Annotated in this window: 10 protein-coding genes; 6 read left to right on the forward strand and 4 right to left on the reverse strand. The window is 56.4% G+C overall.

Annotated features, from left to right (window positions below; genetic code table 11):
- Positions 1-111 precede the first annotated feature (111 nt).
- A complete protein-coding gene (locus tag AC13EK_RS08900) occupies positions 112-1,974 on the reverse strand; it encodes a hypothetical protein (protein ID WP_483022166.1) in 1,863 nt (620 codons plus the stop codon).
- 327 nt (positions 1,975-2,301) lie between these two features.
- On the opposite strand from AC13EK_RS08900, the gene AC13EK_RS08905 reads away from it, so the two are divergent.
- From AC13EK_RS08905 to AC13EK_RS08930, 6 genes are all read left to right on the forward strand, one after another.
- Positions 2,302-2,931: a hypothetical protein gene (locus tag AC13EK_RS08905; protein WP_139149914.1), complete on the forward strand. Its 630-nt coding sequence runs from the start codon at positions 2,302-2,304 to the stop codon at positions 2,929-2,931.
- Entirely contained in the window at positions 2,928-3,143 is a 216-nt protein-coding gene (locus AC13EK_RS08910) for a hypothetical protein (RefSeq protein ID WP_069335775.1), read from the forward strand. The genes AC13EK_RS08905 and AC13EK_RS08910 overlap by 4 nt, the downstream gene beginning before the upstream one ends.
- Positions 3,140-4,645 carry a hypothetical protein gene (locus tag AC13EK_RS08915; protein ID WP_069335774.1) on the forward strand — a complete coding sequence of 502 codons (1,506 nt, stop codon included), beginning with the start codon at positions 3,140-3,142 and terminating at the stop codon, positions 4,643-4,645. Before AC13EK_RS08910 ends, AC13EK_RS08915 begins: the two co-directional genes overlap by 4 nt.
- A 60-nt stretch (positions 4,646-4,705) precedes the next feature.
- Entirely contained in the window at positions 4,706-4,906 is a 201-nt protein-coding gene (locus tag AC13EK_RS08920; protein ID WP_139149913.1) for a hypothetical protein, read from the forward strand.
- Between the two features lie 26 nt (positions 4,907-4,932).
- Positions 4,933-6,579 (forward strand): recombinase family protein, encoded by a 1,647-nt coding sequence (locus tag AC13EK_RS08925; protein WP_069335773.1) that lies wholly within the window; start codon positions 4,933-4,935, stop codon positions 6,577-6,579.
- A gap of 222 nt (positions 6,580-6,801) precedes the next feature.
- The gene (locus AC13EK_RS08930) at positions 6,802-7,182 is read left to right on the forward strand and encodes a hypothetical protein (protein WP_069335772.1); all 381 of its coding nucleotides are present in this window, start codon (positions 6,802-6,804) and stop codon (positions 7,180-7,182) included.
- Here the strand turns inward: AC13EK_RS08930 and AC13EK_RS08935 are convergent.
- The 3 genes from AC13EK_RS08935 to AC13EK_RS08945 all read right to left on the reverse strand — a co-directional run.
- Entirely contained in the window at positions 7,172-8,137 is a 966-nt protein-coding gene (locus AC13EK_RS08935) for a hypothetical protein (RefSeq protein WP_139149912.1), read from the reverse strand. The two genes, AC13EK_RS08930 and AC13EK_RS08935, sit on opposite strands and share 11 nt — an antisense overlap.
- Positions 8,138-8,480: 343 nt before the next feature.
- Positions 8,481-8,696 carry a hypothetical protein gene (locus AC13EK_RS08940; protein ID WP_069335769.1) on the reverse strand — a complete coding sequence of 72 codons (216 nt, stop codon included), beginning with the start codon at positions 8,694-8,696 and terminating at the stop codon, positions 8,481-8,483.
- Positions 8,697-8,940: 244 nt separating this feature from the next.
- Positions 8,941-9,304 (reverse strand): ATP-binding protein (locus tag AC13EK_RS08945; protein WP_483022167.1); only part of this gene is annotated, 364 nt, incomplete at its 5' end.

Consider the following 9,304-nt stretch of genomic DNA (forward strand, 5'->3'; position numbering starts at 1 on the left):
TGCAGATCGAGGGCATGGCCGCCCTTGCCACACCCATAACCGAGGAGGTTCAGCCGCTACAGATTACACCCAAGGCCGCCTGAAAATGCAGCCCGATGGCCAGCACCGAAATTACACCACATTGACGGACGTGACCGCCGCCAAGGTACTTTTCAGCTCCCGAGACCAGTTGCCATGCGCAGCGAGGGTATCTTTGCACGTCGCAACCCTGCTGATCTGGGTTGCAAGCTCACGCCAGTCGCCAAGACGGCTACGAAATTCAGCTGGCTGCTTTCTCGCGGAACCGAGGAAATTCTTCGCCGCAAAATAACGACAGACCTCTCGCTGTCGTGCGAGCTCGCGGCGATGGGCCAAGATGCTGCTGGCACCGGCTGTGCGAGCCGCTTTCATGTTCATCAGACCGCGCCAGGCGGCTGCGGCATATCTATGTTTGCTCAAAAACGGGCGCGCGTAAAGGCAGCTCAGTTGCAGCTTGTTACATTCCTGCAGCGCGCGCAATCGCTCGAGCACCGCCTTGTGCCCATCCAATTTTAATCGAATAGCTGCGCCGCTTTGCACAAAACGCATTTGGATATGTGACAGGCTTCTCGTTGCAGCCTCCAACCTTTCTGCATCTTGGCTCAGTGCTTGTCGGACACGATAAGCGTGTTGCATCGCAGCCAGACGGCTTTTCAAGCCGCCGGCAAAGTCGCGATGTTTCTCAACGCCAGATGCTGACAACAGAGTTCGGGCTTGCAAGCCGGCTCGCCGCCAGCTGTTGAGATTCTGCAAGGCGACCGCGTGTAACTTGGACAACTGACCAGTTTGCACCCTGACCTGAGCGCGGTTGACCTCGCCGCGCAGCCGTCGACGCTCTGCGATATGCAGTGCCAGTGCATCGCTGCGGCCCCTTGCCGCCAGACGCTCATTGGCCTGAACCATAGTTCGTCGAAGGTTGAGAAGATTGGCCGCGTGGGCTGATAGCTTTTCCACGACGTCGGCAAGGCGAGCAACCTTGACCTTGTCGTCCGCCAGAGCCTTCTGCCGGGCATCACCTCCGCGACCGCGCTTCTGCTGCCCCGGGGTTTCTCCGCGCTCCGCCCGCGTCAGATGTGAATATCGCGGCGACAGACCTGCCCCGATCAGCGCATGGTTGATTTGAGAAACGAAATGGCGGCGCATGAGCTTGATGCCCAGGGGAGTGTTCAGGTCGGACCACGTCGACGCGGAGAAATTCCAGTCGTAGGCATCATTACGGGTCACGAAGCGGGTGCCGATCTGCAGATGCAAATGAAAATTCCGGGCGTCGCCGCCGGCGTCTGGCGTATGAAGCGCAGCGACGAATGGTACGTCACGCGCCGCCAGCGGCTGCGTAATACTGTCGACCAGCTTCACGCGCTGCGCTGCGGTCAGGTCGTGTGGAAGAGGCACGATGACACTGATGTAGACATTGGCGTTGGCGCGATTGAGCTGCTCGACCTGCTCCAGGGTGCGCCAGAACGCAGTGATCTCCGTGCGATCGGCGCCGATGTTGCTGGACCAACCTTCTTCGCCGGATTCGAGCGCTGCCTCGCGCGTAATATAGCGGGCGAAACGGCTGGCTTCGCCCGGCCGCCACGCTCTCCCGCGCCCCCCGCACAAACCGCGACTTTTCCACTGGATGTAAAGCGAGCGGGATCCATGTTTCCGATGTCGTGACGGCGAAAACCACGTGAAGGAACGTAGCCCATTCGCGGGCCGGTGAAACAGATTACGCGCCGCTCGATCCGATATTCGCGGTCGTTCAGACTCCGCGACTCGAATCCGGAAACGCAGCCGCTGCTGCAGTTCACGATCTTCTCGGAACCGCTTCAGTAGCGTCAGCTTCAGCAGGCTGGCGGATTCCAGGGCGGACCGACGCTCGCGGGCGGCGCGGTTGCGCGCGCTGCGGACTGCTGCGCATCCAGCCGCGATCTGCTCATTTTGGCGAATGATATCGGCAACTGGGCGAAGCATCTGAACCGTCTGAATTGAGTTGTTGAAAGGGGGGTGGTCGTCCGTGTTGTTGCCCGTTGGCCAAACAACACTTTTACGCGCACCACCCCCCTTTCTTTCTCGCCCCGTTAAACGGCCCTAATGGTGGTGGATGCGCGACCCATGCGCACATTCTAAGCCTCTGTAGAAAACCATCGAATGGGTCGCGCTCAGGCTTAGCAAGTCATGCTGGTCGTAACGTGCACGTGGGTCGCCCGTCAGGTACGATGATCGCCGGCCGTGCTCTGTCGAAAAATAGTGCACATGGGTCGCGCAGCGTGCCGCGCCTGAATGCGGCACGAGATGCGCATGAGCACAAGCCGCGCACAATCATTGGCCGCCAGCCTCCAGCAACGATCTGCAGAGTATGATCGACGGCTGTCGCAAATCGACGACGAGTTGGGCGAGCTCAATCGGCTTGCCGCAGCAGCCGGCAAACGCCGCGGCGACAAAAAGCCCGGCGGCGACGATACACAGAAATATCGGCTAGGTTCGATCTTTTCTGTGCTGTCGAGCAGGTTCATCGAACTCGATGACCTGGCACTCCTGGGGCTACTCGCGGACGCTCATTATACCATTACGCTGCTTCATTTCTCGACCATCGACGATGGCGCCAGCCTTCTCGATGTTTTTAATCAGCTTCTCTTGGACCCCATCCTCGCGCGAAAATTTCGTGACGAGGGGGCGAAGCTCAGATGGGAATGGAACCGCGCGCTGTACGTCAGCGAAGTTGAGTCCTTCGCGCAGTCAAAAGCAGCCCAAAACCCGAAAGCAGCTTGGCGCCGTAAGCCGCCGACCCGCGGGCAAATCTACCTCATTTCCGAGGCCGTGCGGGCCTTCGATTTTGATCCACCCAACGTATCCACCCGCGGTGAGGCCTTCGAATGGCTTCGCAAGGTTGGCGGCAATCCACGCTTCGCAAAAAAGGAAGAATCATGAATCGGCTTAACGAATTGTTGGAACGCCTCGACCAAAAGCGACAGTGCTGCATCGAGGCCGAACAGTTGGTCGAGGAGGCATATGCGGCAGGGATCCTGCAGGATAGCCACATAGATGCATTCGAGATCGAAGTGAATCAGTACGAGGAAATTCTGGCACAGGCGTCCCGTGAACTGGAGGCTCTCGACGCGAAGCTGCGGGATTGGAAATGAAAAAGAAGACTTCCGGTACGCCACGAAAAAAGCGCACACAAAATCTAGTGCACCTGCATAAGCTTGCCTCTGCGGTAACGTCGATACCGAACCCGTCAAGGTTCGAATATTACCTTGCCGATCAGCAGCAGGAATTTGAGCACAACGGCTGTCCAGCGCAAAATCTCGACGATCTGCTGTATGATCTTTCAGTAGATGATCTGCGTACACTGCCACCGGCAGCGCTGCGCGCGCGCGAACTCCCCGTCCCGCGCAACCTGATCGAGAGCCCGGATTACTCGGTGCGGCTCGCAAATGAAAAGCTCATTCATGCAGGGCTGGATGCGACGCTAATCGCACTCGTCGAGAAGACGTGGGCCGATTTTTGCAATGCACCTGAACTTAGCGCCCATTCGGCGACGCTGTCGCGGCTGCAGCAATCCGCAGATCCCGAAGAACGATCTTTCTATCACAGGGTCATGGCCGGCCACCACCGCAGCGCTCTTTGGCATATGCGGAAATCCGGCCCACCTGGTCGCCTAACGATCAAGGCCTGCCTCGATATCATTCTGGTCCAGACGCTGATTTTCAACGCACGCGATGTACAGTCAACGATCGCAGATATTCAGTTGGCCCTAGTGCAGCCCGCCTACGAACTTGTTGCACCAGCTGAAGGCTATATCCGCGCGAGCGGCCTTACCGGGGTCTTCAAGAAAGTGGCCGAGACGGCAGAAAGATGCCTCAGCGGCTACATGACCCGTCCTGAACGGGACGCACACCGATGCGAACGCATTGCTGCCAGGAAACCGGGAAAACCAGTTCCAAAACCACGATATGCCACGCCCAAGGGGAGCATTGCGAAGACGCTGGCCCCCGTAGTCGAGGCCAGACTGGCAAAAATGCCGTGGCGTATGCGTGTCAAGCTCCGTCGGCAGCTGGATCATTTTATCGAATTTGCGCGCGAAAAGCTGGCCTCCTCGCCCCATCTCTTTCCATCGATGCCAGTCTCAATAGAAGGATCAAGTGATAAAAATGGCAACAGGAAAACTATAGACCTAACAAAGAAACTGGCCACAGCTGCCCGCTATTCAGGCTTGTCCCCACTGGAATGCTCCGCCGTAAGTATTTGCCGTTTCGTGCATTCGGCCATTTTTCTGAGCCAAGCGTTCGAACACGCCGCCACGGTATATGCTCTCACTGGGCAATTGCCAAATAATCTTGATGGCCAACTGCCCGGCTTCGACAAAAGCAAAATGCCACGCGGCGCAAAAAATCATATCAAGCTCCTGCTGGACTCATATCGCCGGGTTATCCTCGAGGATTCAGCTTTTGGCGCGAAATCGGGTCGCCGAGATCCGATTGCGTCGTTTGATAATCAAGGTGTGGCACCGGTTGATGCGGCGATCGAGTGGCTATCGACGATGGGACCGCGCGTAAATGCGGACCACTCCGGTGATATCAATGATGAGCGCAGAACGTTCTATCTGCTCGATGTGCTTCCTGACATCCGCCTCAGCCGATAGATCAGAAAGTGCACATGGGTCGCGCAGAGCCGGGCCGGCAATCTCGCCATGGAATAGGCCATGGCGAGACCGGTCAAACTCTGCGGAAAGGTGTCTGGCGGCAGCTCAGCGAGCAACGCCGAACCCAACATAAAAACCTCTCGACGAAGCGATTACCAGGTGCAATCCGACCTCAAATGTTCTAATTTTGTTCTCGAAGATGAGGTTGCTTTCCTGGATCGTCTCCTCGGTTTCGAAATCGCCGCACTCTTCGAACACTGAAAAGTTGCGGTCAGTCAGAGGGCCGCATGCAGCACGATTTTCAGGGCAAGAGCGTTTTCGTTTATGCTCGGGTTTCGACCACCAGGCAGGAGAAGAACGACCTCTCTCTGCCTGATCAGATTGCCAGCGCAGAGCGTTGGATCCAGGAAAACGACGCGACATGCGTCCGGGTTTTCTCCGAGGCCGGAAGCGCCACTGATGACGAGCGCCGCGCCTTTCGCGAAATGATCGCTCTGGCTGAAGCCGACGATCACCCTGTCGACATCATCCTCGTTCATTCATTGTCGCGCCTGTTTCGCAATGCCTTGGACTTCATGCAGTATCGCGAACGCCTGCGCCGACGAAAAATCCGCATTGTCTCGATTACGCAGAATTTTGGCGATGATCCCGCATCGGACATGGCCGTGTCGATGCTGGCGATTTTCGACGAATACCACTCAGCTGAAAACAGCAAGCATGTCCGCAGAACTATGATCGCGAACGCCGTCAACGGGTTCTGGAACGGTCAGACCCCGCCGCTTGGGTTCCGCACTTACGTTGTTCCGCAACCGCGCGGCAAGGACCGCAAGAAGTTGGAGCATGATCCTGAAACGGTCGACCTCATCCGTTGGATATTTGAGAAATATCTGCATGGAAACGAGGATGGCCCCGTCGGCATCACGAAACTCGCTCAACTGCTGAATCAACGGGGCGAACGGATCCGCGGGAAGCGGTTTAGCGTTTCCAACGTCCATAATATCCTGACCAACACCGCCTATTGCGGCTACGTCATGTTCAATCGCCGCGACTCGCGCACGCGTGAAGAGCGTCCGGAGAATGAGTGGGTGCCAATCCCGGTCCCGCCTATCGTCTCCGAGGATGTTTTCTACGCTGTAAAGAAACAAATGGCCGATCGCGATCCCAGGATGGGCGCGGCTGCGCAGAAGACGAACACCAATCTTCTGACTGGTCGCGCCGTTTGCGGATGCAATGGCGATGGCTGCGGCGGGGGTTTAGGCACCGCGACAGGCAAATCTGGCCAATATCGCTATTATGCATGTGCCGCGCGGGTAAAGCAGGGTGCCGAGAGTTGCAAAGGCCGCCGAATCCCTATGTCGACACTCGACGAAATCGTGGTGGATGCTGTTGGTGAACATCTAACAGACCCTGACCGCCTGAACCTCCTGTTGCAGACTTGGCTGGATCGATCGCAAACCGCCGTCGCCGAACGCCAGGTCGAATTGAAACGGTTGCGAACGAAACTGACACAGCTTGAAGGTGAAAGCGCCAGAGTCATCAAGCTCGTCAGAGCCGGTATCTGCAGCCCTGAGGACCCGCAGATCGCCAGCGAACTCTCAAATATCCGCGCTCAGCGGGCCAGCACAGAAGCCGATCTGGCTGTCCTTGAACGCCAACTCGAGGCAGGCGACCGCAGGATAACTCCTGCCATTATCGCTGCCTTTGGCCAGCTTCTCGATAAAAATTTGCGAGGCTCGGATCCGAAGCTGCGTCGAGAGTACGTCCAATTGCTGGTCGACCGCGTCGAAGTCGGCAACCGCCAAATCCGAATCTTGGGTCGCAATGACATGCTCGAACGAGCGGTCATCGCGTCACAGGCACCGAAAGCCTTGGTGCCCAAAGCTGAACGGAAATGGTGCACCCGACGGGATTCGAACCCATGGCCCTCAGATTAGGAATCTGATGCTGGTGCGTTACCCGGAGTTACCGACCATTACCGCTTCACCAAAAAATCGCAGATTTCCGCCATTCCCTGTTACCTGACATCCTAGGCAGTTACCCTGAATGAAGCAATAGCGTATGACAAACGTATGATGGAAGGCGCGTCATACGCCCCCGGTGAGCATCAGATTCTCAGGCTGATTGGATAGGTTTTAGCCGATCCAGATAAGTAGATCATGGACACCCGTGATCTCCCCGACCTTCTCGCTGGCACAGGCTGCGACTGGACCACCGTCGACACTACCGACCACGCCCTCAACGATCGCAGCGACCTTTCCCCCGACGATCTGGCCGAACTGGGCCTCAGGCTTCCGCGCAATCCCTGCCCCGCCGAATGGTGGCAAACGACCGATGAGCAGGCAGAGCATCTGGGCCAACCCAACTTCACTTCATCGTTCAACAAAGTTCGTTGGTTCGCACTGCGCGGCCTTGAGGATCAGGCCAGTCTGGCCAACGATGCAGCGGAACTGGATCGCATCGAGAGCGAGCGGGGTTATTGGCTGGGAAGAACGGAGGCGGACCATCGCTTGGACATCATGAACGAATTCAATCTTTGAAAAACGCTCCCGCCTTGCGCTGGAGCCACCCAATGGCATTTTCCGCAGCAAGGCCCGCAAGAATGCCGAGGGAAGCCAGAGCAGGAGCGGACAAGCTATTGCTCGCCTGAGCAGGATCAGCAGGTGCTGGCTGAACAAGAAACGCCGTCCCTGCGGACACCACGAAATAAACGAGGAAGCCGGTTAGTCCACCGACCAAGGGGGCGTACAAAATCCCGCGAAAAGCTGCCGATTTATCATCTGCCGCATTATTAGTAGGCTTCAGCAATTCGATCAACGCGGCAACAGCCGCACCTAGTGCAGCCATGACGCTCGTGAAACAAGCGACCACAACGCCTTGAGGCAGCACGAAGATTAACCTGAATCCGGGAATGTCGATCGCTCGAACCGATTCCGCAATCGGCATGTATGGATCAGCCTCCATTTTTTTGGCCTCATCTCGGCGGGCGACATTCTGATTATATATGTACGCACGATCTCTTGCATGCTCGATGTGACGCCTGATAGCCCCAATCTCCTCGCGGCTCTCCATCCCATTTCCAGCCATCACGACGACCCTGTCATAGCATCCAGCGATCTTCATCCAGTCCACCGCGCAAGCCGCCTGATCAAATTCGACCTGACACTTTTTGAGGGTTTCGATCGGAGCGGTGCATTGCTGGGTCGCTTGGGCATCTCCTCTTTTCAGCAAGGCTTCTACAACATCGGCCCTAACCAACGTTCTTGCCTTATACATTTCGCGAAGAGAGTTCCTTGCTTCAAAAGAAAGCTGACTATAGCGCTCGTTCCGTTTCTCAGCTTCGTCAATCTTATCTGCCAACTCACGCGTCCGCAGTGGAGCTAAACGATTGTCTTCTTTTGAAAGATTACGTGCGGCGCTTTGCAACTCGATGGCTGTGTATAGCGACACGAAGGCAAACGAAACAAATAGCCCCCAAAATATCATCGTAGCCATGTACAAAAGGGCACCCCTGCTAGACATAGGCGATTCTCACTACAAAGCTAAGATTATGGCCATACTATCACACCCGATTAATTAAGATAAACTCCTTATCCAACCAATCCATGCAAACTATTTTACAATCAACATATTACAATTGATCGGGAATATGCTCATTTGGGAATGTCCCGTCCGTGACGAGCGTAATGGTAAAACCTTAGTCCGAACCAGCCAATGGCCATCACGGCGCTGATAGCGGTCAAAATGGGTGTGATCGCGCCTGCCCACGAAGCCAGCGACATGAGAATGGGTCCAGCGCCCGCAACGTGATCCACCACCGACTTTCCCCCGCTGAACATCACAGCAGGTCGCCCGCGCTTTGCTCAATACCCATGGGTGCAAGGACGACATTTCTGATTTCCGTCGCACGGTCCGGCGCAACCAGCCCGAACACAGAGGCGATCCCCAGTGCGATCGAAATATTGCGCCGATTGACGAGCGGCCAGACACGGGCAGCGGTCTGAGCGAAAGCATGAAGGGCAGCCTTGGCCCATATGATTAGCTTGGTGGTCATGCGGTATTTATGCTGATCTGCCCGAAACTTAGGGCAAGACGAACTGGGTTAGATTGACCGGATGACCACTACCGATAAGGTTGCTTTGATCCCGGCGCGCACCCCTTAATTCCCCCCGAATTTTGGCACGTCGGGATCACCTCAAGGTGACGGGTCCATCAAGGCTGTCATTGTTGATTTCCACTGAGAAGTGACCCGGGTTTTCCATCGAGAAGTGACCCGTCTGCGGATTATGTTTCGGGTGTCATGGGTGGGTCAACCCGTGGTTTTCTCCTTTGGGTTCTGGCCTGCTTGGCAGAGCTGTTTTGAAGCGGAAGCTATCGTTGCGGGTCTCCAGGATGTGGCAGTGATGGGTAAGCCGATCGAGAAGCGCCGTGGTCATTTTGCCGTCGCCGAACACGGTGGCCCATTCCCTGAAGCTCAGGTTTGTGGTGATGATCACGCTGGTGCGCTCGTAGAGTTCGCTCAGGAGATGGAAGAGCAGCGCGCCACCTGAACCACTCAACTGCAGATATCCAAGCTCATCCAGGATAACGAGATCCGAGTGCAGGAGGCGATTGGCGATCTGACCGGGCTTGCCCTGTGCTTGTTCCTGCTCGAGCGCATTG

Source organism: Sphingobium sp. L-44 (assembly GCF_056859495.1).

Excerpts from the sequence above, each read along its gene's own strand:
- AC13EK_RS08920 (WP_139149913.1), top strand. The coding sequence starts at position 4,706 with ATGGCGAGACCGGTCAAACTCTGCGGAAAGGTGTCTGGCGGCAGCTCA.
- AC13EK_RS08925 (WP_069335773.1), top strand. The coding sequence starts at position 4,933 with ATGCAGCACGATTTTCAGGGCAAGAGCGTTTTCGTTTATGCTCGGGTT.
- AC13EK_RS08905 (WP_139149914.1), top strand. The coding sequence starts at position 2,302 with ATGAGCACAAGCCGCGCACAATCATTGGCCGCCAGCCTCCAGCAACGA.
- AC13EK_RS08910 (WP_069335775.1), top strand. The coding sequence starts at position 2,928 with ATGAATCGGCTTAACGAATTGTTGGAACGCCTCGACCAAAAGCGACAG.
- AC13EK_RS08930 (WP_069335772.1), top strand. The coding sequence starts at position 6,802 with ATGGACACCCGTGATCTCCCCGACCTTCTCGCTGGCACAGGCTGCGAC.
- AC13EK_RS08915 (WP_069335774.1), top strand. The coding sequence starts at position 3,140 with ATGAAAAAGAAGACTTCCGGTACGCCACGAAAAAAGCGCACACAAAAT.
- AC13EK_RS08935 (WP_139149912.1), bottom strand. The coding sequence starts at position 8,137 with ATGGCTACGATGATATTTTGGGGGCTATTTGTTTCGTTTGCCTTCGTG.
- AC13EK_RS08900 (WP_483022166.1), bottom strand. The coding sequence starts at position 1,974 with ATGCTTCGCCCAGTTGCCGATATCATTCGCCAAAATGAGCAGATCGCG.
- AC13EK_RS08940 (WP_069335769.1), bottom strand. The coding sequence starts at position 8,696 with ATGACCACCAAGCTAATCATATGGGCCAAGGCTGCCCTTCATGCTTTC.